The organism is Bacillus paralicheniformis, assembly GCF_002993925.1.
Classification (GTDB): Bacteria; Bacillota; Bacilli; order Bacillales; family Bacillaceae; genus Bacillus; species Bacillus paralicheniformis.
The window spans coordinates 1,108,959-1,133,950 of record NZ_CP023665.1 but is presented as its reverse complement, the minus strand read 5'-3'; the positions used below and the strand labels follow the sequence as shown (position 1 = coordinate 1,133,950).

General features: G+C 46.0%; 30 protein-coding genes. 17 read left to right on the top strand and 13 right to left on the bottom strand.

The features are described 5' to 3' along the window. The first annotated feature begins 15 nt into the window (after window positions 1-15). On the top strand, window positions 16-492 hold the full coding sequence (locus tag CP943_RS05780; protein ID WP_023856536.1) for a DUF4944 domain-containing protein: 477 nt from the start codon (window positions 16-18) through the stop codon (window positions 490-492). Window positions 493-507: 15 nt separating this feature from the next. On the opposite strand, the gene CP943_RS05775 is transcribed toward CP943_RS05780, so the two are convergent. After that, window positions 508-1,488: an aldose 1-epimerase gene (locus CP943_RS05775; RefSeq protein WP_023856535.1), complete on the bottom strand. Its 981-nt coding sequence runs from the start codon at window positions 1,486-1,488 to the stop codon at window positions 508-510. Between the two features lie 237 nt (window positions 1,489-1,725). Between CP943_RS05775 and nhaC the strand changes: the two genes are divergently transcribed. Then, the gene (gene nhaC, locus CP943_RS05770) at window positions 1,726-3,084 is read left to right on the top strand and encodes a Na+/H+ antiporter NhaC (RefSeq protein WP_023856534.1); all 1,359 of its coding nucleotides are present in this window, start codon (window positions 1,726-1,728) and stop codon (window positions 3,082-3,084) included. Window positions 3,085-3,123: 39 nt separating this feature from the next. Here nhaC and dat read toward each other — a convergent pair whose 3' ends face one another. Then, the gene (gene dat / locus CP943_RS05765) at window positions 3,124-3,975 is read right to left on the bottom strand and encodes a D-amino-acid transaminase (protein WP_095290007.1); all 852 of its coding nucleotides are present in this window, start codon (window positions 3,973-3,975) and stop codon (window positions 3,124-3,126) included. Window positions 3,976-4,268: 293 nt separating this feature from the next. Between dat and CP943_RS05760 the strand changes: the two genes are divergently transcribed. Together CP943_RS05760 and CP943_RS05755 are read left to right on the top strand one after the other, a co-directional pair. After that, window positions 4,269-5,180 (top strand): polysaccharide deacetylase family protein, encoded by a 912-nt coding sequence (locus CP943_RS05760; RefSeq protein ID WP_023856532.1) that lies wholly within the window; start codon window positions 4,269-4,271, stop codon window positions 5,178-5,180. 134 nt (window positions 5,181-5,314) lie between these two features. Continuing rightward, the gene (locus tag CP943_RS05755; RefSeq protein ID WP_025811792.1) at window positions 5,315-5,809 is read left to right on the top strand and encodes a GNAT family N-acetyltransferase; all 495 of its coding nucleotides are present in this window, start codon (window positions 5,315-5,317) and stop codon (window positions 5,807-5,809) included. 39 nt (window positions 5,810-5,848) lie between these two features. On the opposite strand, the gene CP943_RS05750 is transcribed toward CP943_RS05755, so the two are convergent. The 3 genes from CP943_RS05750 to CP943_RS05740 form a co-directional block, all read right to left on the bottom strand. Continuing rightward, entirely contained in the window at window positions 5,849-6,598 is a 750-nt protein-coding gene (locus CP943_RS05750; protein ID WP_025811794.1) for an NAD-dependent protein deacylase, read from the bottom strand. A 29-nt stretch (window positions 6,599-6,627) separates the two neighbouring features. Continuing rightward, the gene (locus CP943_RS05745) at window positions 6,628-7,704 is read right to left on the bottom strand and encodes a mechanosensitive ion channel family protein (RefSeq protein WP_023856529.1); all 1,077 of its coding nucleotides are present in this window, start codon (window positions 7,702-7,704) and stop codon (window positions 6,628-6,630) included. Between the two features lie 182 nt (window positions 7,705-7,886). After that, on the bottom strand, window positions 7,887-7,994 hold the full coding sequence (locus CP943_RS05740) for a YhdX family protein (protein WP_003180159.1): 108 nt from the start codon (window positions 7,992-7,994) through the stop codon (window positions 7,887-7,889). A 191-nt stretch (window positions 7,995-8,185) separates the two neighbouring features. Between CP943_RS05740 and CP943_RS05735 the strand changes: the two genes are divergently transcribed. From CP943_RS05735 to crcB, 3 genes are read left to right on the top strand one after another with little or no spacing between them, the layout of a single operon-like run. Next, on the top strand, window positions 8,186-8,890 hold the full coding sequence (locus CP943_RS05735; protein ID WP_023856527.1) for a glycerophosphodiester phosphodiesterase: 705 nt from the start codon (window positions 8,186-8,188) through the stop codon (window positions 8,888-8,890). Window positions 8,891-8,905: 15 nt separating this feature from the next. Continuing rightward, window positions 8,906-9,307 (top strand): fluoride efflux transporter FluC, encoded by a 402-nt coding sequence (locus tag CP943_RS05730; RefSeq protein ID WP_023856526.1) that lies wholly within the window; start codon window positions 8,906-8,908, stop codon window positions 9,305-9,307. After that, a complete protein-coding gene (gene crcB, locus CP943_RS05725) occupies window positions 9,304-9,660 on the top strand; it encodes a fluoride efflux transporter CrcB (RefSeq protein ID WP_026579979.1) in 357 nt (118 codons plus the stop codon). The genes CP943_RS05730 and crcB overlap by 4 nt, the downstream gene beginning before the upstream one ends. A gap of 206 nt (window positions 9,661-9,866) precedes the next feature. Here the strand turns inward: crcB and CP943_RS05720 are convergent, their stop codons facing one another. The 4 genes from CP943_RS05720 to CP943_RS05705 all read right to left on the bottom strand — a co-directional run bounded on the left by CP943_RS05720 (window position 9,867) and on the right by CP943_RS05705 (window position 12,876). Beyond that, the gene (locus CP943_RS05720) at window positions 9,867-10,544 is read right to left on the bottom strand and encodes an N-acetylmuramoyl-L-alanine amidase family protein (RefSeq protein WP_105980846.1); all 678 of its coding nucleotides are present in this window, start codon (window positions 10,542-10,544) and stop codon (window positions 9,867-9,869) included. Then, on the bottom strand, window positions 10,507-10,794 hold the full coding sequence (locus tag CP943_RS05715) for a hypothetical protein (protein WP_003180149.1): 288 nt from the start codon (window positions 10,792-10,794) through the stop codon (window positions 10,507-10,509). Before CP943_RS05715 ends, CP943_RS05720 begins: the two co-directional genes overlap by 38 nt. A gap of 209 nt (window positions 10,795-11,003) precedes the next feature. Next, complete coding sequence (locus CP943_RS05710; RefSeq protein ID WP_105980845.1) at window positions 11,004-11,405, bottom strand: transcriptional regulator; 402 nt, start codon at window positions 11,403-11,405, stop codon at window positions 11,004-11,006. A 97-nt stretch (window positions 11,406-11,502) separates the two neighbouring features. Continuing rightward, complete coding sequence (locus CP943_RS05705; protein WP_003180145.1) at window positions 11,503-12,876, bottom strand: hemolysin family protein; 1,374 nt, start codon at window positions 12,874-12,876, stop codon at window positions 11,503-11,505. Between the two features lie 314 nt (window positions 12,877-13,190). Here CP943_RS05705 and CP943_RS05700 point away from each other — a divergent pair, with 314 nt between their 5' ends. The 4 genes from CP943_RS05700 (at window position 13,191) to CP943_RS05685 (ending at window position 17,001) form a co-directional block, all read left to right on the top strand. Beyond that, window positions 13,191-13,616 carry a Cu(I)-responsive transcriptional regulator gene (locus CP943_RS05700; RefSeq protein WP_020450745.1) on the top strand — a complete coding sequence of 142 codons (426 nt, stop codon included), beginning with the start codon at window positions 13,191-13,193 and terminating at the stop codon, window positions 13,614-13,616. Between the two features lie 60 nt (window positions 13,617-13,676). After that, the gene (locus CP943_RS05695) at window positions 13,677-14,999 is read left to right on the top strand and encodes a hemolysin family protein (RefSeq protein WP_020450744.1); all 1,323 of its coding nucleotides are present in this window, start codon (window positions 13,677-13,679) and stop codon (window positions 14,997-14,999) included. 107 nt (window positions 15,000-15,106) lie between these two features. Further along, window positions 15,107-15,727: a TetR/AcrR family transcriptional regulator gene (locus CP943_RS05690; protein ID WP_228119598.1), complete on the top strand. Its 621-nt coding sequence runs from the start codon at window positions 15,107-15,109 to the stop codon at window positions 15,725-15,727. Then, window positions 15,724-17,001: an acyl-CoA thioesterase/bile acid-CoA:amino acid N-acyltransferase family protein gene (locus CP943_RS05685; protein ID WP_105980844.1), complete on the top strand. Its 1,278-nt coding sequence runs from the start codon at window positions 15,724-15,726 to the stop codon at window positions 16,999-17,001. Before CP943_RS05690 ends, CP943_RS05685 begins: the two co-directional genes overlap by 4 nt. A gap of 29 nt (window positions 17,002-17,030) precedes the next feature. Here the strand turns inward: CP943_RS05685 and CP943_RS05680 are convergent, their stop codons facing one another. The 3 genes from CP943_RS05680 to CP943_RS05670 all read right to left on the bottom strand — a co-directional run bounded on the left by CP943_RS05680 (window position 17,031) and on the right by CP943_RS05670 (window position 19,219). Then, the gene (locus CP943_RS05680) at window positions 17,031-17,396 is read right to left on the bottom strand and encodes a DUF805 domain-containing protein (RefSeq protein WP_020450741.1); all 366 of its coding nucleotides are present in this window, start codon (window positions 17,394-17,396) and stop codon (window positions 17,031-17,033) included. 102 nt (window positions 17,397-17,498) lie between these two features. Next, a complete protein-coding gene (locus tag CP943_RS05675) occupies window positions 17,499-18,098 on the bottom strand; it encodes a lysophospholipid acyltransferase family protein (RefSeq protein WP_020450740.1) in 600 nt (199 codons plus the stop codon). A gap of 125 nt (window positions 18,099-18,223) precedes the next feature. Beyond that, the gene (locus CP943_RS05670; RefSeq protein WP_035339104.1) at window positions 18,224-19,219 is read right to left on the bottom strand and encodes an aldo/keto reductase; all 996 of its coding nucleotides are present in this window, start codon (window positions 19,217-19,219) and stop codon (window positions 18,224-18,226) included. Between the two features lie 155 nt (window positions 19,220-19,374). On the opposite strand from CP943_RS05670, the gene CP943_RS05665 reads away from it, so the two are divergent. The 4 genes from CP943_RS05665 to CP943_RS05650 all read left to right on the top strand — a co-directional run bounded on the left by CP943_RS05665 (window position 19,375) and on the right by CP943_RS05650 (window position 22,038). Next, window positions 19,375-19,917 (top strand): cupin domain-containing protein, encoded by a 543-nt coding sequence (locus CP943_RS05665; protein ID WP_026579984.1) that lies wholly within the window; start codon window positions 19,375-19,377, stop codon window positions 19,915-19,917. A gap of 288 nt (window positions 19,918-20,205) precedes the next feature. Beyond that, window positions 20,206-20,697 carry an RNA polymerase sigma factor SigM gene (gene sigM, locus CP943_RS05660; protein WP_011197692.1) on the top strand — a complete coding sequence of 164 codons (492 nt, stop codon included), beginning with the start codon at window positions 20,206-20,208 and terminating at the stop codon, window positions 20,695-20,697. Beyond that, the gene (locus CP943_RS05655; protein WP_011197691.1) at window positions 20,690-21,760 is read left to right on the top strand and encodes an anti-sigma factor; all 1,071 of its coding nucleotides are present in this window, start codon (window positions 20,690-20,692) and stop codon (window positions 21,758-21,760) included. Before sigM ends, CP943_RS05655 begins: the two co-directional genes overlap by 8 nt. Next, the gene (locus CP943_RS05650) at window positions 21,748-22,038 is read left to right on the top strand and encodes a hypothetical protein (protein WP_003180123.1); all 291 of its coding nucleotides are present in this window, start codon (window positions 21,748-21,750) and stop codon (window positions 22,036-22,038) included. The genes CP943_RS05655 and CP943_RS05650 overlap by 13 nt, the downstream gene beginning before the upstream one ends. A gap of 28 nt (window positions 22,039-22,066) precedes the next feature. Here the strand turns inward: CP943_RS05650 and CP943_RS05645 are convergent, their stop codons facing one another. Beyond that, window positions 22,067-22,501 (bottom strand): GNAT family N-acetyltransferase, encoded by a 435-nt coding sequence (locus CP943_RS05645; RefSeq protein WP_095289894.1) that lies wholly within the window; start codon window positions 22,499-22,501, stop codon window positions 22,067-22,069. A gap of 112 nt (window positions 22,502-22,613) precedes the next feature. Here CP943_RS05645 and pdxR point away from each other — a divergent pair, with 112 nt between their 5' ends. Continuing rightward, window positions 22,614-24,026: a MocR-like pyridoxine biosynthesis transcription factor PdxR gene (gene pdxR, locus CP943_RS05640; protein ID WP_039072558.1), complete on the top strand. Its 1,413-nt coding sequence runs from the start codon at window positions 22,614-22,616 to the stop codon at window positions 24,024-24,026. Window positions 24,027-24,103: 77 nt separating this feature from the next. Continuing rightward, entirely contained in the window at window positions 24,104-24,991 is an 888-nt protein-coding gene (locus CP943_RS05635) for an AraC family transcriptional regulator (RefSeq protein ID WP_026579986.1), read from the top strand. Window position 24,992: the final 1 nt, after the last annotated feature.

The window sequence follows — 24,992 nt, the reverse complement described above, 5'->3', positions numbered from 1 at the left end:
TAGGCGGTGGATAATATGAAACAGGAATACAAGCGGCCGCTTCTTTTCATTGCTTCCCTTTTCACGGCCTTTTGCACCGTTTATTTCGGCGGCAGACTGATCGGTTTCTATATGACGGAATACCCGAAATGGAACGGACAAAGCGCCGATGGAAATTGGGAGGCCGTGATCAAAAAGATAGAAGGCCGCACGCTATTTGGCGGAGACCTCTATTGGACAGGCGACCGCGGGGAGCTGGACGATATATATTTGGAAAAGTTGGTCGTAAAGTTTGGTGATGAAATCGTTTTGAACTCCCAAGTCGAGACGCCGATGAAAGATTACGCGGGAGGCGAATTCCCCGGCGGAGGGTCAAAAGAACAATCCGTTTCTTTTTTGGAAGAGCTTGAAGAAGCCGAATTCGCCGGCCGCAAGATCACGGTTCAATTGGATTGGAGAGAGGGCAAACAAGCGTCCCATACAGCATTTACGCTTGATAAAAGCTCATGGTAAAAGGCGGAATATCGATTATATTCCGCCCACCTCAATTTTGCTTCGCATCGTCAGCTCTTCCTGAGTCCCCAAATCCCGAAATCCGGTCACATCCTTCGGAAGGTTGAGGTTCGGTGCATTCGTCATCCAAGTATATGGCTCTATACAAAGCAGGTCATCCTGATCAGATGTACCGTTAAACACAACCCAGTGCTTAAAATGACCGTCGCATTGGTAGCGGACGCGAATGCCGGCGAGGCTGTCCGCAATGACGGCCGCGCTGTTTCCTTCCTGGTCTTGTTCAGCTGCCAATATATCGTCAAGCCTTTCTCCCGCTGCCATTTTTCCCGCTTTGAACTCCTCTGTCACCCGATACTCGCCTGTCGGCAGCATGCGGTCTGTCAGCGTCCATCGCTTTGAGGCAGGAAGAGTAAACAGACACCTTTCTTTATCTCCTGCTTCGTTTAAAGGATAGCGGAAAGATGTGTGGTACCCCAATCCGATCGGCATCGGGTCTTGACCGCGATTGACAGCCGATGCATCGATTTTCAGATGCTGTCCTTCTAACGTGTAAGTGATGGTGATGGAAAACGAGTGCGGAAAGATCGCTTTAATATCGGGATGATCATCAGAGTCCAGCTTCGTCTGCACGATGATCATCTCTTCTGTTGCCTCCACTTTTTCGACCGTCCATTTTTTATCGTAAAGAAATCCGTGCAGGTGGTTTTCGAGCGGCTTTTCATTGATCGGCAGCTCGTACGTTCTTCCCGCATATGTAAATCTTCCGTGATCGATCCGGTTGGGAGGAAAAAGAACAGGAATTCCGAATAAAAACGGATTCGCGTTATATTCTTCCTTTGTTTCAGGCGTTTTCAACAATTTCAAACCGCTCGGCTTCCACTTCAGTGAAATTAAATTGCTTCCCCACCCGGGCACAAGTACAGCCTCTAAATCATCATTTTCCAACCAGATCGCTTCCTCATCTAAAAACCGGCTTTTCTGAACAGTGTAAGACATTCGCATTTCCCCCTATTTTGGCTAAAGGATCAGTGAAACGTGTATCAAGTACATGCCTATCTCCAATCTATTATATCTTAAAAAAGTCAGCGCTTTCAAAATAGAATGGGCGAACCTTTGAAAAATGTTTGAAATATTTTAATTTAAGTATATAATCTATTTTTCTGTTATAATACGTTTATGCACAAAAGCATCAAAGTATTAAAGAGAGATATTTCTTCTAATGAGGTGTGTGACTTGTCAAACGAAAAACGTCTATCGTTTTCCATATCGGCTCTATTGTTTTTAGCCATATTGTTCATTATTTTCACCTGCTTATTCATATTTAAAGCAGAAGCGCACATACCGCTGTTGATTTGCGTTGGTTTTTTAGCTGCGGTCGGCGCGGTGAAAGGCCATTCCTGGAAAGACCTTGAAAGCGGCATTGTCTCAGGCATCCGGAATGGCGTTCAGCCGATTATCGTCCTTTGTTTAATCGGCATCTTAATCGGAGTCTGGGAGTACAGCGGCGCGATTCCGACGGTAACGGTTTACGCGTTGAATCTGATTGAACCGCAGCACCTGCTGCTCACCGCACTTTTCAGCTGTCTTGTGATCAGTTCATTGGTCGGCTCCAGCTTTACGACGGTCAGCACGATCGGCGTCGCCCTCATCGGCGTGGCCGCGGCGGCCGGCGTTCCACTGACATGGGCGGCGGGAGCTGTGATTTGCGGCGCCTGTTTCGGCGACAAAATGTCTCCGATGTCTGACACGACCAATTTTGCCGCAGGGGTCGGAGAGCTTCCCATTTTCAAGCATATTAGACATATGGCGGGAACGACGATCCCCGCTCTTTTGATCACGATTTTGCTTTTCTTTTTCATGGGCCGTTCTTTAACGGCGGCACCGGCTTCTACCGAAAACATTCAAGCGATCATAAACGGAATAGAAAGTACAGTCAACATCAGCGTCTGGGCGCTTCTGTCGCCTCTTCTTGTGATTGTACTTGCTGTCAGACGAACGCCCGTCATTCCGTCGCTTGCAGCGGGGATCGTTTCCGCCGGAATTCTTGCCGCGTTGATACAGCCTGACGCCAGCATTTCATCGTTTTTGTCAGCGATGCAGAATGGTCCTGTTTTCTCAGCCGACACTGAAGCCGTTGAGAAAATTTTAAACCGCGGCGGCCTTCAATCGATGATGGGCTCTGTTTCCCTGATTATCATCGCATTCGCGCTCGGCGGTCTCATGGAAAAGATCGGCCTGATTACAAGCCTGCTTGAAGGTGTGATCAAGGGCATTCATACGAAAGGCCGGCTTGTGTTCTCAACCGTTTCATCAAGCATCGGCATGAACCTGGCGACAGGCGAACAGTATTTATCGATCTTGATTCCCGGACAGTCCTTTAAAAAGCTGTATGACAAGCTCGGAATCGACCGGAAACATTTGTCGAGATCGCTTGAAGACGGAGGGACATTAATCAATCCGATGATTCCTTGGGGAGTCAGCGGCGCGTTCATGTCCAGCGCGCTCGGCGTTCCCGTTATTGAATATTTGCCGTTTGTGTTTTTCCTATATTTATCGCCGCTCTTTTCAATTTTGTTCGGTTTCCGCAAGTAAAAAAACGCCGTTTCCCCATGGAAGCGGCGTTTTTCTTTGTTAAACCGGTTTGGCTGTCTCTGACAAAATGCTGTTTTGCAATGCTGTCTGCACATTTTTGGTGAGCGGTCCGGGCGCTCCGGAGCCGATAGTTTGCCCATCAATCGATGTGACCGGAATGACTTCGGCTGTCGTTGACGTGATGAACACCTCATCTGCATTCAGCAATTCAGCCTTTGTCACCGCTTTTTCTTCATAGTTCAAGCCGTGTTGCTCACACAGCTGAAGCACTTTCATCCGCGTGATGCCGTTTAAGATGAGCGTTGTCACAGGATGGGTGTAGATAACGTTTTGCTTGACGACGTAAACATTTGAGGACGTCCCTTCCGTCACCAACCCGTCGCGAATTAAGATCGCTTCGAATGAAGAAGCTTCATGCGCTTTTTGCTTAATCATTACATTGTACAACAGATTTAAACTCTTAATGTCGCATCTCAGCCAGCGCATGTCGTCCGCAGTAATAGCTGAAACGCCGTTTTGCTGTTCTTTTTCAGGCTTTTGAATAGGAAATGTATAAGCCGTCACCTGAGGCGTAAGCCCTGCTCCGTATTGGTGCTTTCTCGGGGCTTTTCCCCTTGTCACTTGAAGATACAGCCCGCCGTCCCGCATTTGATTGATGTCGACGAGCTCTTTCAGCTGGCTTTTCAGCTCGGCTTCTGAAATAGACAAGTCGATTCCGATTTCGGCTGCGCTTTTATATAAGCGGGCAATGTGTTCATCAAGCGTGAACAAGATTCCATTGTAAATGCGGATGACTTCATAGACGCCGTCTCCAAATTGGTAGCCTCTGTCTTCAATATCAACCGCACACTCGCTCCGTTCCATCAGCCGGCCGTTAAAAAGAACTTTCATTTCTCCATCCCCTTGTTTTTTGTTGACTTCTGAATTTTCTCCATTCCATTCTAACACGACCCTGCCCTTCAAAATAGTGCAATATTTCCAAAAACTTTTCTCCGCCTTCATGATCAAAAAAACAGCATTCCCCATCGTTCAGCATTTTCTATTAAAATTTGATATATTTTTCCCTTCATCCTGTATTCATCTTCTTTCCAATCCTGTATACTTAAACATTGTGATCCATTATTTTATGAGACTAGCATTCTATAATGGCATTGGAACGAGAAAAATGATACGGAGAGAGTGACATGCGCCAAGTATCAAAAAAAACTGCCCCATCTGTAGCTTATCTGTTGACGAAAGCAGCGTGCTTTTTTGTTTTGTGTCTGATTCTCCTGTACGTGTGGGACCTTTCACAGTCCTCTGCCGCCGCTGAGAAAAAAGAGCTTACGGTGTCGGAAAACAGCCAAATGAGGCATGAAGGAGACAGCGTTCCGCTCAAAAAAGCAACGCAAGGCGAACTTCTCGATCACTTGAGCACAAAACAGCAGATCGAAAAGCGCAAGCAGGAAAAAGAGAAGCAAAAAGCTGCCGCGGAAAAAAAGCAAGAAAAATTGAAGGAAAAAACGGTTTATTTGACGTTTGACGATGGGCCTTCAGCCGTAAGCCAAAGGCTGCTGCAAATTTTATCCGAACATGACGCTAAAGCGACGTTCTTCATGCTCGAACCGAACATGAAGCTTCACAAAAAAGCCGTTCTCAATATGAAGCAGCAGGGCCATGCACTTGGACTTCACGGAGTGACCCATGACCAAAAGCAATTTTATAAAGGCGCCAATTCTCCTCAGCTGGAAATGAAGCAGGCTCAAAAAACGCTGAAGTCTATCACCGGGGTTGAAACCCATTTAATCAGAACGCCTTACGGGAGCAAACCTTCGCTGACCGAAGCGCAGAAAAAAGTGCTGAAAAAGAACGGATTTGTTTATTGGGACTGGAATATTGACAGCATGGACTGGAAATACAGAAGCCAAAAATTCGTTCCGGAAGTCATGAACCAGCTGAATACGCTGGAAAAGCGGCAGACAAAACAGCCGATCGTGATCCTGATGCACGATATTCCTTCAACGGTTCAATCGTTGCCGTTATTGCTGACAAATTTAAAAAACATGGGGTATTCATTTGCAACGCTTGATGAATCGATGACACCCGTTCATGAATAACACCCCATACCTGATCCCCTGCTGAAGGGGATTTTTTTATTTCCTCCCGCAAGTGTGATTATCTGACACACTTGTTGCCAAACAAACCGTTTTCTGATTATGATGCAGTTATCTCTATATCATGGGGTGAATAAATGAAAATTGAAGAGCTGCATTCGACTGCCGAATATACCAATCAATTGGCCGAGCTTCTCATCCGAGTCGTCGATGACGGGGCATCGATCGGCTTTCTGCCCCCGCTTGATGAGCAGCTGGCGGAGGCTTATTGGAAAACAGCCGTCACACCGGATTCGGTGTTATGGATTGCCAAACAAAACGGCCGGATCGCAGGAAGTGTTCAATTGCACTTATGCACAAAACAAAACGGCCGCCACAGAGCGGAAATCTGCAAGTTAATGACAGATCCCGCCTTCAGGCGGCAGGGCGTCGCCAGATCATTAATGGAAAAAGCGATCGACAGGGCGAAACAGGAAGGCAGATCTCTTCTCGTGCTGGATACAAGGGAAAAAGACCCGTCCAACCTTCTTTACGCTTCGCTCGGCTTTGCCGAAGCCGGCCGCATTCCCGCATACGCGGAATCTGCAGACGGCAGCTTCGATACATCCGTTTTTTATTATAAAAAATTGTGATGAAGCTCAGAAAAAGGCGCTCCGGTCTGGAGCGCCTTTTTAACAGTTAAGCTTCCGAACAAACTCGGCGATTTTTTGATGGATGACAATATCAAATAAATGATCGTAAGGTGTCTTATCGAGATTGATCATCGCTTTCTTCAAGCCTGGGATCAAGTGCGCTTCTTCAGGAACAAACCTGACAGGCGCCACTTCGAGTGAAGTGCCGATCACCAAAAGCAGGTCGGATTCGTTGAGGACTTCAAAAAGCGTGTCAAAATGCTGAACGGCATCGCCGAACAGCACGACATCCGTTTTTAATATGAATCCGCATTCTCTCCCCTTGCCATTGACGCGATGGCATCTTGGCACTTCTTCTTGAAGAATGTGGTCAAGACCATAGCGCACCCCGCATTTTGGGCATGTGGCAGTTTGGATCGAACCGTGCAGTTCATAAACATGGCGGCTTCCCGCTTTAAGATGCAGTCCGTCGATATTTTGCGTGAACACCTTGACATCCTTACCGCTTTTCTCGAGATCGGCTAAATAAAGGTGCCCGTCATTCGGCTGATAAGTTCCGGTCATTTTCATTTGAAAAAGCTCTTTAAACTTCGGCCAAAACAATTTTGGATATCGTTCATAATAATCACGACTCATCGCTTCCATTCTCGACAGATCTTCCGTCCATATGCCGCCGGCTGAACGAAAATCGGGAATACCTGATTCCGTGCTCATACCGGCGCCTGTCAAAACGGTAATGCGCTCGGCATTTTCGATCATCTCCACAAATCTCAGGGCTTTTTCCTCCATTTGGCTTGTCTCCCTTCCAAAAGCGTTACCTAAGCATCTCCTTGCTGATCTTTCATTTTCTTCAACTCAAAGAGGCTGTGACCCGGAGAAACAAAATCAACCTGCTCCTCTTTCATAATATCAAGAATGCGGTAGTTGACATCCTGTCTGACGTCCAAGTTTTCGGCCCAGACCGTCGTATTGGTATAGTAATTGAAGAAGATGCTTAAATGCGTATCCTTCAGGACATCAAAATTGACCATAATGACATCCGGGTTGACCCCTTCGTGCGACTTGAGCATTTCTTTGAAACGCTCCACACATCGTTCGACTTTCTCGCGCGGGGTGGACGGATCGATTTCGAGCGTAAAGGTGACCTGACGCTTTCGCATTTTCGTCCAGTTCATGATCGCTTCGTTAGCCAGCACCGAGTTGGGGACGGTCACGAGAGCTTCTCCGGCCGTGCGGACTTTCGTGCTTCTGAACGATATATCTTCAACAGATCCGGTGACGATATTTGTTTCAATCCAATCGCCGATTGTAAAGGGCTTCTCCATAATAATGACAATTCCGCCGAAAAAGTTGCCGACAGTGTCTTTTGCCGCAAGAGCAAAAGCGAAGCCGCCGAGCCCGAGTCCGGCAACAAATCCGTTGACATCATAATTGAACTCTCCGGCGATAACGCTGATTCCGAGCGCTACAATGATAAAGCGGAGAATCTTGGACAAAAACGGCGCAAGAATATCATCCATATCAAGCTCAAGCCGCTTATTGATTTTATCGAATAAAACCGACGAAGCCGCCGTTAAGTTGTATAGGCCGCTTACAATAACCAAAATCACGGACACTCTGTACAGTTTATGAACGATCGCCATATGCCCATCAAAAAACGGGGAATATATGATGGCCAGATAAATACCGAGTATCGCAAAAAACCACCGGGCCGGCTTTTCAAAGGCCAGCACCACCTGATTGAAAAAGTCTGTTTTCGTCTTATTCGTCAATTTCAGTATTAAGTTGAACAAGTACTTCGTAAATATTTTTCGAAACGCGAAAAATAAAAGAAGGATACCGATGCTGATTCCGATATCGACAGCGAAATCCATTGTCATATACTTTTCGAACATTGCTTTCTCTCCCTTATTTCACTCATCAAGCTTTAATTATACTAAAACGAGAAAAAAATTTCTCATTTTATTGTGCACCAAAAATAACCGTCGACACACATAAAAGGCTGCCGAACACTTCGGCAGCCTGATGATCATCATATTTTATTGTTCCAGAGACAACGTGATTCGGGCCAACACCGCTATTTCTTCTTCTGAGACTGTGTTTGATCAAGGAGAGTCGCTTTAAACATTTCAGCATCGGTTTCGATCTTAATCCGTTCTTCCACTTTAATTCTCCCTTTACCCATCATCTCGCCTCCTTTTGTCCATTATAAAATATCAGAATCTTTAGTAAATGATCCTTTTGTACCATTTTGCCGAAATTTGTCGCTTGTCTCTTCTCCCTGCCCTTTGTCCGCTTCAGTCAAATGATTTACTTGCATCGTCAAAATCGGGTATCCTTGTGATGGAAAGATTTTATCAAGAGGAGCTGACATGCTTGCATATTATCGCACATCGCGGAGCCTCGGCTTACGCCCCTGAAAATACGTTTGCCGCTTTTGAAAAAGCGGTGGAGCTCGGGGCTGATTTTATCGAACTCGATGTACAGCTGACAAAAGACGGCAGACTTGCCGTCATCCACGATGACAAAGTTGACAGAACGACGAACGGTACCGGGTTCGTTCGCGAGTATACGATGAATGAGCTCGAAAAGCTTGATGCGGGAAGCTGGTTCAGCCCGGAATTTCAGGGCGAAAAAATCCCTTCACTTGAAGCTGTTCTGGGGAAATATCACAACAAGACGGGCCTTCTCATCGAAATCAAGTCGTCCAAAACCCAGCCCGGAATCGAAAAAGCGGCCGGACAACTGATCAGCCGGTTCGGCCATTCGATGAACACGATTGTCCAGTCGTTTGACGCAGGCGCCATGAGGGCGCTTCATCACATGTATCCTTCGATTCCGACCGCCGTTTTGATCAGGCCGCGATTCGGAATGCTGCCGCGCGCCCGGCTGCGGCAAATCGCGGAGTTTGCCCGGTACGTCAGCCTGAAAGCTACGATGGTCAGCCCTTTTCTGATCAAATCGATTCACAGCTGTGATTTGAAGGCGCTGGCCTGGACGGTCAACGGGGAGAAAACGGGACGCCGCCTGAAAAGCTGGAAAATCGACGGGATCATTACCGACTACCCGGATTATTTTTGAGAAAGAAGGAAGAGTATGAAATCATCTGTTGCCGTTTTTATCGGAGGAGCCCTCGGCTCGCTGCTGCGCTACTTCGTCAATCTGCATGGCGGCACCGCCGGTTTTCCTTGGCCGACTTTTATTGAAAATGCGTCTGGAAGCCTTCTCCTCGGCCTTTTGACAGGTTTTTTTGCGGCTCGGGCAAAAAAGCCGCTCGTCCAGTTATGTTTAGGAACGGGGTTTTGCGGAGGATATACGACAATGTCCGCTTTTTCTAAAGAGACCGTATTTTTGCTGCAATCGGCCGCTCCGCACATCGGGGTTCTGTACTTGATCGTGTCGCTTGCCTGCGGGGTGTGCTCCGCATTTTTGGGCATCATGATCGGCAAAAGGATGAGCGGAGCGTCAGGGAAAGAAAAGGAGCGGTATCAATCATGATGGCAGTTGGATTTATGATCGCCGGAGGATTCGGCTCCGTTTTAAGATTTTGGCTCGGCAATATGCTCATGGCGATGTTTCCGCGCCCGCGCATTCCTGTCAGCGTGATGGTGGTCAATATTGTCGGCTCATTCGCCCTCGGCATATTCGTCAGCCTCGGCATTGACAATCAAACGGTCTCTATCGTGGTCGGAACTGGATTTTTCGGAGGCTTCACAACATTTTCCACATTCAGCGTCGAAGCGGTTCAGCTTTTGGCTGCAAAACGTGTAAAGGATTCAGCGGTTTACATGCTGCTTACAATGGCATGCTCACTCGGGGGGTTCTGGGCCGGCAGCATGCTGATTTTGTGAAGATGATGAAACAATGATGCTTGTTCGGCTATGAACAGGCGCTTGCACATGTACTTCCGGTTGTCATTTTTCTTGCGCCCGCCGTCGCAAAAGCTGTGCCCTGATTTGGATGGCATTGTTCAGAAAGGAACACCACGGACAACTAAAAAAGATACAAACACATTAAAGAATCCATTTTGAAGTATTCAAAATGGATTCTTCCCTTTTTATCCTTTTTCAATGGCCGCTGTTTGAAAGCTGTCCCAATTCGCAGAAATAACGTTCAAAACATCGTCTTTTTCTTGGTAAGCTCCAATTTGTCCCCCGTCCATCGTCACTTTATACAGGGGAAACTCATTGTGTGTCAGACCGAGGCAGAGTGCGATGCCGGCTGCATGTCCCCGCGCCGTCTGTTCGATCCAAGCGGCGCTTTTCATTTTTGCCGAATCTTCGGGATGATCGATAAAGCCGTTCTCCGTCAATATGGCGTGCATCGCTGTTTCCCGAAGAACATGAAAGTTCGCCTTCTTCATTCCCCTGTCCCTGAGTCCGTTCTCCTTGATCACTTCGCCGTGAATGATCCGTTGATAAAGAGCAGTAACCGACTCATCGGTCAAGCCGCTGTAGATATAATCTTCATACCCGTACGCCGTACCGTCAAAAGCGTTTGTATGAATGGAGACAAATAAATCGGCCCCCCACGAATTGGCATCATCTGTGCGCTCCTGAAGCGTGACCGTTTTGTCTGTTGTTCTGCTCAGCCTCGTCTCTGCGTTATCATACTCTTTTAATAGAATGTCATTCATTTTGAGAGCAATCGCAAGCGTCACGTCCTTTTCCTGCAAACCGTTTCCCGATGCTCCCGGATCACTTCCGCCGTGTCCCGGATCCAAATAAATCTTCATGTTCAATCTCCTCCTTTGATAATGGTTTCAAGACGTTTTTTGAGCCGGAGTAAAATCCAACTGATGACAAGCCAAGCCAAGTTCCGATCATCATATCTTCCTTCCAGTCCCCTGCGGTAAACAAGAGAGAAATCGAGATGCCGAAGACAATTGCACAGATGGGGAGAAATCGTTTCTGAATGCCGACAAGCTTTACCGTATGCACCAATCCCGTAATCAGCGGAACGAGCGCAATTTCAGAAAAATCCATGTTCTTCCTCTCCTTTCCTGAAGCGTTTGTCTCAAAAAATGACCGGCATTTGTTTCATTACATGTGTCAAACCTCCCCGCTGTTTAAAGCTTGTCTTTATCATAAAAGAAAAGCTGCCCTCTCCCGTGTCATCATCGCGTCAAGAACCTGAAAAAAAACTGAAGCGGCGCAGAAAAGAAGGGCTTGTTTGAGACAAGCCCTCGCATCCGTTAAATATTCGTGATCGCCGCCAAGCTGACAAGCAGCTTGGCCAGCAGCGATTTCTTCATTAAAAACAGCGTTTTTTCGCTGTAGCCGATTTCCATCGCGCATTTTCCCATGCTCCAATTATGAATATACCGGCATTCCACCAACTTCCGCTCGAGCTCATCCAATTCGGAGACAGCCGTTTCCATCGAATCAAGCAAAAATTGATAGAGCCTTTTTTCCGCGTCGATCTGATATTCAGCGTTTCTTTCTTTGACGGTGAGCCCGTTCTTTTGCTCCTTCTCCATCCTCCTTTCTAAATTGAGCACGGCGGCTTTGTAATTTTTCCAATTCCGCAAATGAAATTCGATCCGCTTAATATACGTTTTCCTCTCTTCCTCCGAAATGATTTCGTACCACAGCAAATCAATCACCTCTCAAACAGAACGTTTGTTCCCATTATATACGAACAAAAGTTCCTGTTCAAATGACTTTTTTCTTAAAATCAAAAATCACCTTGAGCTATTTTTCGCTCAAGGTGACTTCGTTAACGACGACCGGATTTGCCGGTGCCAGCTCTACATGTTCTGTTGTTTGTTCCCGCTTAACTTCGACGTGCTTAATCAGACGCCCTTCCATTTCGAGAACCGTTATCGTGTAAGAGCCGATATGCACCGCCTGGCCTTCCGCGATATCTATGTTTTCTTTCAGCACAAGTCCGCCGACTGTTTCGACTTCCTCTTCCTCGAGATCGTCTTCAAACAGCTCATTGACCTGATCGATTCTCACTTTGCCGTCCATAATGTATTCATGATCGGAGACTTTTTCGATAAGCGGTTTTTCGTCTTCATCGAATTCGTCCCTGATTTCCCCGACGATTTCTTCAAGAATATCCTCGGCCGTCACAAGACCAGATGTCCCGCCGTACTCATCCGTTAAGATCGCCATGTGAATCCGCTCCCGCTGCATTTTGATCAGCAGCTTTTGAACAGGCACGGTTTCAATGACTTCAATAACCGGACGGACATAGGCTTCAAGGGACAATCGCTTTTTCTCAGCCTCTGACATCATGAGCATATCCGTAAACAGCTGTTTCGTATTGATCATGCCGATGACATGATCCTTATCGCCTTTATAGACAGGCCAGCGCGTATACTTTTCCTGCAGCATGACCGAAATGGCCTCATCGATCGGCATATCCACCGGGACGGAGGCGATTTCAGTGCGCGGCACCATAATTTCTTTGGCGATCCGATTGTCGAATTCAAAGATTTTATTAACGTATCTATATTCAGACGGATTGATTTCTCCGCTTTTGTAGCTTTCTGATAACAGGATTCGCAGCTCTTCCTCCGAATGGGATTCATCCTTTTCCGAAGCAGGCTTCAAACCGAATAACCCGGTCAGCACTCTGGCTGAGGCATTCAGCGTCCAAATGAACGGGAACATCACAACATTGAAAAAGTGCAGAGGTCCCGCCAGCCACAGTGTCATCTGTTCGGCTTTTTGAATCGCGATGGTTTTTGGGGCAAGTTCTCCAACCACGACGTTCAGGAATGTAATCACTAAAAATGCAATGGCAACTGAAAGAGCGTGCGATACAGCGCCAGAAACATGCAAGCTTTCAAAGACCGGATGCAGCACCTTTTTAACCGTCGGCTCCCCCATCCAGCCGAGTCCGAGTGCTGTAATCGTAATGCCGAGCTGGCAAGCTGAAAGGTATTCATCCAAATCCGACACCACTTGTTTTGCGCGAACCGCCTTTTTGTTTCCTTCAGCAATCAGCTGATCAATGCGGGAGCTTCTGACTCTGACAATCGCAAATTCCGATGCCACGAAAAAAGCGGTTAATGCAATCAGAATCCCGATGATTATCAGACTAACAATATCGTCCATTTAACCTTATCCTTCACAAAGGACAAGGAGTCACCTCCTGATGAATTCAAATTCCCTTAATAAGGCTGATGTGCGTTCTGTAAAAATGACTATGCAGAGGGCCCCATCTAACCACCTCCAAGCCAAATATATACTATTATCTTACTTTATTAAAAAAGAGTCAGTCAAATGTCTAAACTTTAAATCTAACAATATTTTCTCGAATATTTAGATAAATAAAGGTTTTCGCATCAATTTTACGCCTTTTTTTGATCAATTAACTTGTATAAACAGCTTCTAATATATTAAAATGTTTTATAACTATAACGTGATGGTTGAGGAGGGATGCAGATGGGGCAGAGAAATATCGCATTGGCGAATTAGCAGCTGCTGCAGGCGTAACAAAACGGACTGTCGATTATTATACGAATCTCGGGCTGTTAACGCCTGACAGATCATGTTCAAACTACCGTTATTACGATGAAGCCGCTCTCAAACGGCTGAAGTTTATTATGGACTGCAAGCAGCAGAGATTGGCCCTGTCCGACATTAAAGTAAGGCTGGAAAACCAGTTTCCCTCTTCAACTGTGAATGATGATGAAATTGGAAGCCTGACAACGGAAATTGATCATGTCAATGACAATATTTCCGTGCTCATAAACAGATTGAAACGGCTGAATCCCGATGAACGGAAGATTCTGAAAAGCCGGCTTTCTCCTGAAAAAATGACGGTCATCCAGTCCTTTTTACTGCTGCTTTAGTTAATCTTTTACTAAACAGGAGGTGTTACCTTCATTCTCACGCTAGAGTGAAGGTCCTAATTGGAAATAGTTAATTTGGTTTTTGTTGCTGTATTAATTGCTTTAACAGCATTTTTCGTAGCGTCTGAGTTTGCGATTATCAGAATCAGAAGCTCGCGGGTTGATCAATTGATTGCTGAAGGAAACAAAACAGCGGTTTCGGTGAAAAAAGTCATTACGCATTTAGACGAATATTTATCGGCCTGTCAGCTCGGCATCACTTTGACGGCTCTCGGTCTCGGTTGGCTCGGGGAGCCGACAGTTGCCCGGCTGCTTGAACCGCTATTTGTGAAGTGGAACATTCCGAGCTCTGTATCACACATCGTTTCAGTCGTGATCGCCTTCAGCTTGATTACGTTTTTGCATGTGGTTGTCGGCGAGCTCGCTCCGAAGACGCTTGCGATCCAAAAAGCGGAAGCCGTTTCCTTCCTTTTTGCAAAACCGTTGATCTGGTTCTACCGCATCATGTTCCCATTCATCTGGGCGCTGAACGGATCTGCAAGGCTGCTGACGAAAGCGTTTGGCCTTGAAGCGGTTTCTGAAAATGAAATGGCGCACTCAGAGGAAGAGCTGCGAATTATTCTGTCAGAAAGCTACAAAAGCGGCGAAATCAATCAATCTGAGTTCAAATATGTCAACAAAATTTTTGAATTCGATGACCGTCTTGCCAAGGAAATCATGATCCCGAGAACAGAAGTCGTCAGCTTTCCAAATGATATGAAAATCGCCGAGATGATCGACATCACGAAGGTCGAAGGCTATACCCGCTATCCCGTAGAAGACGGAGATAAGGACAACATCGTCGGCGTCATCAATGTCAAGGAAATACTGACGGCCTGCATCAGCGGAGAATGCTCCAAAGAAGACACGATTGAACAGTTTATCAATCCGATCATTCATGTGATCGAGACTGTTCCGATCCACGATCTGCTTCTGAAAATGCAGAAAGAACGCGTTCATATGGCGATCCTTTCTGATGAATACGGCGGAACGGCCGGACTCGTGACGGTCGAAGACATCATTGAAGAAATCGTCGGCGAAATCCGTGACGAATTCGATATCGATGAAATTAATGAAATCCGCAAGATTGGCGAAAACCATTACATTCTCGACGGTAAAGTGCTCGTCAACCAAGTCAACGATCTGCTCGGCATTCAGCTCGACAATGAGGAAATTGACACGATCGGCGGATGGTTCCTGACGCAAAAATATGACGTCCAAAAAGGCGACATGATCACCGATCAGGGATTTGAATTCACGATCAACGAAATCGACGGCCACCACGTTTCATACGTTGAGGTGAAAAAAGCTGCGGAAACGCCGCTGCTTGAGGAAGCGGAATAACATTGTGAACAAACCGGGGGATACAATGAATTTGTATCCTCTTTTTTTTGCATTCAAAATATGTAACCACTTGATTACAGAACAAAATTCAATTATCATGTAATCAAGTGATTACATTTCAGGAGGGACTTATGTCAGCACAATCTACAAGGGATCGATTAATCGAAGCGGCGCTTGCCCTTTTCAAAGAAAAAGGATATCAAGCCGCATCCACCAGGGAAATTGCCCAAAAAGCAGGCGTCAATCATTTGACCCTTTTTAGACACTTCGGAAATAAACAGAATTTATTTCGGGAAAGTGTTATTCAACATGTGTCATCGGGAGATTTTATTGGAGAACTTGAAGGAATACTGAGCGGCGATTTACGACAAGACCTCTCATTCATTGCGAAAGCATATCTAAAAGAAAACCTGGAAAAAGGTACTGTTTTTTTACTTTACTTTAATGATGCAGTACAGGATAAGGAAGTTTGCGAATTAATCATGGATATTCCCCGCCGTCTCAATCGCTTTTTAGAGACTTATTTTGCCAACCTCTATGCCGAAAAAAAAATTTCAGGCGGCAATTTTCAAATTTTAAGCCAAATGTTTTTCGGTTTGCTGAATCAATACATTATGTTTCAACATTTGCCCGCATTCAAGGAGTCGTTCGATGATCGTATTGATGACTATGTTGAGGAGTGCGTCGATTTATTTTATACAAAACTTGAAAAGGAAGTGCCGTCTTGATTACTCTGCAACCGGTTTTGCACATACCTGCAGTTTCCAAATGGGATGAAAAAATAAACCTGAAGATAAGCGGACTCCGACCGTTTGATATCATTGAAATCATCTTGACTGTGAAAGATGAAGCTGACGCAGAGTGGAGATCACATGCTGTTTTTCAAGCGAATCGATTGGGAGAAGTCGACCCTGCAGCAGAAGCCCCAATAAAAGGAACCTACCAGTCTAAAGATCAAATGGGGCTTTTTTGGTCAATGCAGGCGGTTGAATCCTCCTGCTCGTTCCATAAAAAATCGGTTAATTCCTCCGTTTACAGGATTGAGGTGAAGCAAAAAGAACGCACGATCCTGAGTAAAGAAATAAAACGAGTGCTGCTTTCTGAAACAGTAGAGAGACAGGAAGTAAGCGAAAATGGGTTGTCCGGCACATTTTTTCGTCCGCTTGCTGTCAACCGGCCTCCCGCAGTCATCGTATTAGGGGGATCTGACGGCGGTCTTGATGAAACAATGGCAGGCATGTTAGCAAATTACGGATATGCAACATTTGCAATCCCTTATTTTCAATACAAACAGCTTCCTAAAAAACTGGTTGAAATCCCGCTTGAATATTTCCGGAAAGCGATCGATTGGCTCGGACGCCAAGAAGGACTTCATCATCGTCAGATCGGAATATGCGGAAGGTCAAAAGGCGGCGAACTGGCGCTGCTGATAGGTTCCCATTTTCCGGAAATCCGTTTTGCGGTTTCTCATGTAGGCGGCGGGGTCGTCTTTCAAGGCGTTGGATTAAAAAAATTTCGGCAGACATCTTCCTGGAGTCTGGACGGCGCACCGCTCGCCTTTGCCCCGCTGCCATTGTTTTCGCTTTCTCAGCTGTGGAATATGGTGACACATAAGCTCACAAGACAGCCTCATGCTTTTACTGATCTTTACAAAAAAGCTTTACGGAAAGTGAAAGAGGATCATCCAGCAATTATAAAAGCGGAACATATTAATGGGCCTATTCTGTTAACTTCAGGTACGGATGATTTGGTATGGCCCTCCGCCTCTATGAACGAGAAAATCGTTGAACGGCTGAAAAAGAAGAGATTTCCCTATTCTGTTAAACATCTATATTTCGAAGATGCCGGCCATAATATCAGGCCTCCATACTTTCCGACATCCGGGCGGAAAAGCCGAAAAATAGCCTATGGGGGAAAAACTGAAGCCGATGCCATTGCAGCTCAAACATTTTGGCGGGAACTGCTTTTGTTTTTAGAAAAATCAACTGCCCCAAACAACTAAAAAACCGCCTGGGGACAGGCGGTTTTCGCTTAGATAGCTCCCTTCGGGTTCGGCCCGTATTGATTTTCCTCTTTTACACTGTTTTGACAAAGCATGATCAGCAAAATAAATTGCCCAATGAGAGGGATCAGACCGATGCAGATCCAGCAGCCGCTTTTACCCGTATCATGCAATCTGCGGATCGTGACAGCCAAGCCCGGCACAAGAATGGCAAGCAAATAAACCATCCCTAAAAATGTCTCTATTTCATATTCCGGAAGATGCAGAATGGCTTTAAAAAAACCGTAGAGGACCAAAATCATGTATGAGAAAAAGCAAAACAGCCAAAATTCCTTTCGTCTCGCCCTTCCTGTAAATCCTGCATAGTTTTTTATTGCTTTCAAATACCATTTCATATATAAGCTCCTCACCAATAAATATCGTTCTAAAATACTGCCCAAAAAATTAAAAAACAGCTTCTGTGCGTGAGAAGCTGTTTTTCCTTGCGTATGTTTGAATTATAGCTGCTCCAGCTTTTTCTCTAAAGCTTTAATACTGTCATTCAAAGCCTCCGTCATCTTGACCAGCTTTTCTTTTGACGAATATTGAGCGAAATCTTCCTGATTGAGCGGTTCGCCGATGACCAGTTTCATTTTGCCTCTCTTGAAAAGCTCTTTTTCGTTGGAAGGACCGCTGTATGCGGCCGGCACAAGCGGCGCTCTTCCCATCTGGGCGATCGTGACAGCCCCTCTTTTCAATGGAACATCTTCAGATGATCTTGTTCCGCTTGGGAAAATGCCGACGATTTTTCCTTCTTTCAACAGCTTGATCGGGGTTTTGATGCTGCTTGGCCCGGGATTTTCCCTGTCGACGGGAAATGCGTTGATGCTTGAAAGAAAAGAACCGCTTAATTTATTTTCAAAAAGCTCTTTTTTCGCCATGTAATGAATTTCCATAGGCAAAATGCCGACACCCAGTGCGACGACATCCACCCATCCTGCATGTGTGCACGCAATAACGAAACCTGTGTCTTTAGGAAGATTTTCTTTATTGTATACTTTAATTCCGCCGCGCAAAGAAAGAATCGCTTTTGCAGCATAACCAGTAAATTTATACATATGGCACTTCCTTTATTGATGTAGTCGTATGAGGTTTCCCTTTATTATTATAACAATTTTTTTTATTACCTGGTACTAAAAAATGATTTTTCACAAAAAAAACCGAGGAATTTTCTCCCCGGTTTTCAGACTTTTTCTTTTGTCGGCGGCGCCATGAATTCAGGCCCGATCTGTTCTGAAATCGTATTGTCCAATATGTCGTCAATTGCTTTTTGATCACTTTCCGTTAAACTCCAGCCGATGATTTCGCTGACGGGACGGATTTGATCAGGGCGTCTTGCCCCCCATAAAGCAATGCTTGCGCCAGGCTGATCAAGCACCCATCTTGCTGCCAGATGGAGAACCGATTTGCCGAACCGCTCGTTTGCAAACTCATCAAGTTTCCTGACGGCCTCAAGATATTCTTTAAAGCGCGGCTTTTGAAACTTAGGGTCCCGCTTTCGAAGGTCGTCCCCTTTGAACGTGTAGTCCTCATTCATTTTTCCTGACAGGAGCCCCCTGCACAAGCTTCCGTATAATAGCGTCGTCAGCCCTTGATCTTGCGCATACGGAAGAATGTCTTGCTCGATTTCCCTTTCAAACATGTTGTACGGCGGCTGTACGGTATGCAGCGGCGCCGCAGCTCTGAATGTGTCCATCTGCTCCGGGGAAAAATTGCTGACGCCGACCGCTCTGATTTTCCCCGCATCATACAAGTCTTTCATCGCTTCCGCCGTTTCTTCGATCAGGACGAGCGGATCGGGCCAATGCACTTGATACAGGTCGATGTAATCCGTATTGAGCCTTTTCAGCGAATCGTCAACTTCCTTGATGATCCGCTCCCTCGATCCGTCGCGATACAGCTGTTCCTGCTTCCAATCAAGTCCTGATTTTGTCGCGAGAATGACTCGGTCGCGCTCTCCGTATTGCTGTACGGCTTTACCGACGATTTCTTCCGACTGCCCGAAACCGTATGCCGGAGCGGTATCAATCAGGTTGATTCCTTCATCAAGCGCAGCATGAATCGTCTGAATCGCTTCTTTTTCATCGCTTCCGCCCCACATAAAACCTCCGATGGCCCATGTTCCGAGACCGATGCGCGACGATTCGATCGATGTACCGGATATGTTGATGTATTCCATGCTCCTCTCCCTCCTGTTATGAGTCTGATATCATATTTTCCCGGAAGCTTTTTTAAAAAAACGTGTTTTGACTAAAAACCATCTTACAGCGGGACACTTCATATGCCTATTGCATACGATGATCCCAATAAAGCTAATGAAGGGACCTAGAACAAATGCATCCAAATCAATACCCATATTATATTCCTTTTTCTTATAACCCGGTTTGGTTTCACGAATCAGACTATGCAGGCGCTTTTCGAACACCCGGCAGCGAAGAACGCATCGTATTAAGAGATTATGGACAAAAGCCGTTTGCCGCTAACATCAACGAAGCGGCCAAACAGAACAAAACGTTTCGGACCGCTTTATGGACAGGAAGGCATTTGCAAGTTACCCTGATGAGCCTCAACCCCGGCGAAGACATCGGATTAGAAATGCACCCTCACGTTGACCAGTTCCTTCGTGTTGAACAAGGCAGGGGAATCGTTCAAATGGGGCCGAGCAAACATCATTTGCAATTTAAAAGAAATGTTTACGATGACACCGCTATCGTCGTCCCTGCCGGAACATGGCACAATCTCACCAATACAGGCAATACTCCGCTGAAACTCTATTCAATCTATGCTCCGCCCAACCACCCATTCGGCACCGTCCATCGAACGAAAGCCGATGCGCTGGCCGCAGAAGGCCGCCGCGGTCACGGCCAATATTTTTGACAGACGATAAAAACAGCTGATAATGAAGGATATCCTCTAATCAAATAGCCTTTTAGCATATAATAAAGATCTGATATGCTTAAAGGCTTATTTTGCTGCTGTTCTTTATATTTCGGCCGTTCAGTCGTTAAAATCGCCATGAAGATTAGTTTTTTTGAACGTGTTCAGTTATTATATAGGGTAGATGATTTTAAAGGTAAGAAATTGGAGGAAAAATGAGCCGTGGGCATATTTAGTGCAACTTCAAACCTTTCTTATGCGTTTATAACATAGAGGGGAGAAAAGGCAGTGACTATCGACGAAATTTACCAAATGTATATGAATGATGTTTACAGGTTCCTGCTCTCCATGACGAAAGATAAACATCTAGCAGAGGATTTGCTTCAGGAAACCTTTATGAGAGCTTACATACACATCCATTCTTACGACCACAGCAAAGTGAAGCCATGGCTTTTTCAAGTGGCACGCAATGCGTTTATCGACTATGTCAGAAAGCATAAAAAGGAAGTGACGATTTCTGACGACATGATCGGAAACCTGTTTCAAAACGCGGTGCAAAGCCCTGCTCACCAGGTCGAAATCAAGGAAGTGTTAACCTTATATATGAACCAGCTCCCCGATAATTACCGGGAAGCGCTTACGCTGTACTATTTAAAAGAATTGAACTACAAGGAAGCGTCAAGCTTGATGAATATCTCAGAGGCTAATTTTAAAAGTGTTTTATTTCGTGCCAGACAGCGGCTGAAAGCACTTTACAACAGAGGTGTTAACGATGAATGAAGATTTTAAAAAACGTTGGGAAAAATATAAAAACGGCGAACTTTCCGAATCGGAAATGCTCCGGGTCGAAGAAGAGCTTGAACAGCTTGAAGAATACCAGGACATGCTGGAACAGGAAATGAAAGACGAAGACTGGGATTTGGCGATCAGTCCTGAAAAGCAAAAAGCGATTTTAAGATACGGAAAAAATAAATCATATATGCGGATTTCCACCCTTGCTGTTATTTCTACGCTTATTATTCTGCCGATCTGCACACTCGGCAGCTATCTATACTACGGGTTGGGCGGGCATGAAAGCAAAGGGAATGAACTGGTGCAAACCGCTTCAATGACAGTTGCCGTCACAAACCCGAATATTCAAGTCGATACTGAAGCCCTTGTCAACAAAGTAAAACTCTTTGGAATCGAAACACAGTTCCCGTTAAAGAAGCAAATCGGAAACGTCACAAAAGTAGTTGGAAATGAAGAAGTGGAAATGTTCTTCGATCAGCTGAAGTCTCCGCAGATTCATCAATACAATCAGGAGCTTTCAAAAGAAGAACGTCATTTTGTCTACCCTGACGGCATCAAAGAAAAATCAGTGTCCAAAGCCGAGTCGATTTTAAAACAGCTGCCTGACGGAACCGTAACCGAAGCTTTCCTTTCCTTTGAAAAAGCATACCCGACAAAGGAGCTGTATGAAAAATTAAAAGGCTATGATGTTCGCGTTCTGTGGAATGCGATTGAAACAGAGGGCGATTTAAAAGATCATCCATACGCAGAGCCGATCGGATTTCCCGGAAAAGATTCAAACCGGATTTTTGAAATTCAGCAACCTGCCGAAAACGATGACGAGCAGTTTAAAGCGGCGCTTTCCTACATGATCAAGAACAAGAAATGGGCTGAAACCATTTCAGGCAGGAAAGACCTGAAGCTTTCCAAACGGCTTGACTATGTGGAACAGAATGGTGTGAACGTGTATGGAGCCGTCATTACCGGACCGTCAAAAGAGGTTGAACGGCTGATCAAAAAAGGGCCTGTCAAAGCAGCTAAAGTAGGTGAGGTGGAATTATGGAACTGGTAAGAATCTTTAAGGAGCACAACGTATTTGGATGGGTGTCTGTCGGCACGGCCATTCTGTCCCTGTTCGTCTTAAACTTGGCCATTTTAAGCGACACGATCGCATATTCGTATAAGATGCTTCCTTTTGCGATGGCCGCCGTTCCGCTCGGAATTATCGAGCTGTTCATAAAAAAAGGACGGACCGGTCTCGGATTTCTCGGCGTCGTCCTGAACATTTTCATTCTCGTTTGCGTATGGACCATCGTCTCCATCGATACGAATCTGCAGCTCGGCTTTTAATAACTCCCCGGTTATACCGGGGAGTTTTTCATTTCAGAGCCTTGCGAAATAGGTAGCTCGCTTTTTCATACCCCATTTTCTCTTCGTAAAAACGGTGAGCGTCTGCCCGCTGTAAGCCTGAGGATAAAGCGATTGAAGCCAATCCGTTCCCTTTGGCCCACTCTTCAACAGCGCCTAAAAGCTTCTTTCCATAGCCTTTTGAACGGTGTTTTTCACACGTCACCAGGTCCGCTACCCAAACATGCCGGCCTTGGTTCAAAGAAACCCTCGGCAAAAAGCCGGCCAAAGCCACCGGAATATCACCGTCGTACAGCGCAAATAATGTGTAGCTTTCAGCCTCCCGAGCTTCTTTGACGAGCTCCAAAAAAGACGTTTCATCCAAATGGGGGCGGAGCTGTCTCATAATCGGATAGACTTCCTTGAGCTCTGTTTCACAATGCAATTCCCTACAATCGAGCAACATCGTCATTCCCTTCTGTTGGTTATGAAACTACTTTAACCCGGAAACTGGCCTTTTTAAAATGGCCAGTTTTGATAAAATAAAACATACCAGATGAATTGAAAGGGATGATTGAATGGATATAACCCCTTTTTTAAACCGCAGCGGCAGCGAGCCGCTTTATCAGCAGCTGTACACGTTTTTCAAACGCAGCATTCATTCGGGACACATAAAGCCTGGAACAAAGCTTCCCTCCAAACGAATGCTTTCCAAACACTTAAATGTCAGCCTGACAACTGTAGAACACGCGTATGAACAGCTGGCTGCAGAAGGATATTTGCTTAGCAAGCCTAGAAAAGGCTGGTTTGCGGCTGAAGTGGAAGGAGACTTTGCACAGACTGCGCCTCCTCCCCCTGCCGAAAAAGAACCGGAAGAACATGAGACGGCGGCTAACATGATCGATTTTCACCACGGCCACGTAGACCTCGCGTCATTTCCTGTTTCCCAATGGAAAAAAACGCTCGCCAAAACTGTTGGTGAATCAGGGTACGACCTTTTTCAAAGCGGCCCGCCGGCCGGAGACATTCCACTGCGGAAAATGATTGCGGTTTATCTCAGAGAATCGCGCGGCGTGGTCTGTTCACCCGAGCAAATCATCATCGGAGCCGGCACACCGGTTTTGCTGCAGTTGCTGTGCCATCTGTTTCCTAAAGGCACAACCGTCGGTTTTGAAGATCCCGGATTTCATCGCTCGAAAACGGTCCTGAAAACCGGCGGCTTCAATGTGATGCCTATAGCAGTCGACGAGAGCGGGATTTCCGTGCAAGATCTTGAACAATATCAGCCGCAGCTCGCATACACCACCCCGTCCCATCAGTTTCCGCTCGGAATGATCATGCCGGTCGGCCGCAGGCTGCAATTGCTTGACTGGGCAGCATCGACCGGAGCTTATATCATCGAAGACGATTATGACGGGGAATTCCGCTATGCAGGACAGCCGATTCCTTCCCTTCAGGGACTTGACCGGAACCACCGGGTCATCTATTTAGGGACTTTTTCAAAATCGCTGATTCCCTCCCTCAGGATCAGCTATATGGTTCTCCCCTTTCCGCTCGTCAAAGAGGGGCTCAACATGGCATCCTTATTTAAACAAACGGTTTCCCGCCATGTACAGCATGCCATTGCTTTTTTTATGAAAAACGGGGATTATCAAAGGCACTTGAACCGAATGAGAACACTCTACCGAAAAAAGCGAAAAACGCTCCTTGATGCCATCAAGCGTGAATTTGGCGATCATGCCGCAGTCAGAGGAGAGAACGCCGGCCTTCACATCATCCTTGAGGTGAAAGACGCCCCGAGCGAAGAGTGGCTGACCCGGAAAGCGCTGGAAAAAGGGGTCAAAGTATATCCAGCCTCAGTCTCGTATGTGACTCCTCCTGAAACCCACGCGGTGCTCCTCGGGTTTGGCGGACTTTCTGAAAAAAGCATCGCAGACGGCATCAAAAAGCTGAAGACAGCATGGTTGAACGGTGGACAGTCTCGGGAATGACCCTGCACAATCGGGCACGGAAAGTCGGATGTGGGGATTCTGCTCCTGCTATTCTTGTAAACATAGGAGGTCATCAAATGGATTTGCTGAAGAACATGAATCAAGCCATGGCGTATATTGAAGAACACTTGGCGGACAGTATCGACTTTCAAACGCTTGCGAAGCTTTCTTACTGCTCTGAATATCATTTTAAAAGGATGTTTTCTTTTCTTGCCGGGGTTTCGCTGTCCGAATACATCCGCCGCAGGCGGCTTACCCTTGCAGCGTTTGAACTGAAGAACACGAATCGAAAAGTGATCGATATTGCGGTGAAATACGGCTATCACTCGCCGGATGCTTTTACGCGCGCATTTCAAAAGCTGCACGGCATTACACCGACAGAGGCCAGACACGATATCAGCACACTGAAAGCATATCCTCCGATGACCTTCCAGCTTACAATTAGAGGAGGAAACGAAATGAATTACCGAATTGTTGAGAAAAAGGCATTTCGGATCGCCGGAATCAAAAAAAGGGTTCCTGTCGTCTTTCACGGAATCAATCCGGAAATCGCCTCGATGTGGAAAGCTTTAAGGAGTGAAAACATCGATGAATTAAAGGAGCTGTCAAATGTGGAGCCGCTTGGACTGATTCAAGCATCAGCGAACTTTTCCGAAGGCCGGATGGAAGAGCAGGGAGAACTTGACCATTATATCGGTGCAGCGACAACGAAGGAATGCCCGGACCGATATGAACAGCTTGAAGTTCCCGCCTCGACATGGGCTGTATTTGAAGCGGCCGGTCCGTTTCCGGACACCCTTCAAAATGTCTGGGGACGCATTTATGCTGAATGGTTCCCGTCTTCACATTACGAGCAAACGAAAGGGCCGGAAATCCTTTGGAATCAGGATCAAGATATCAGCTCCCCAACGTTTAAAAGCGAAATATGGATACCGGTTCAAAAAAGAACCGCATATAAAGACTAAA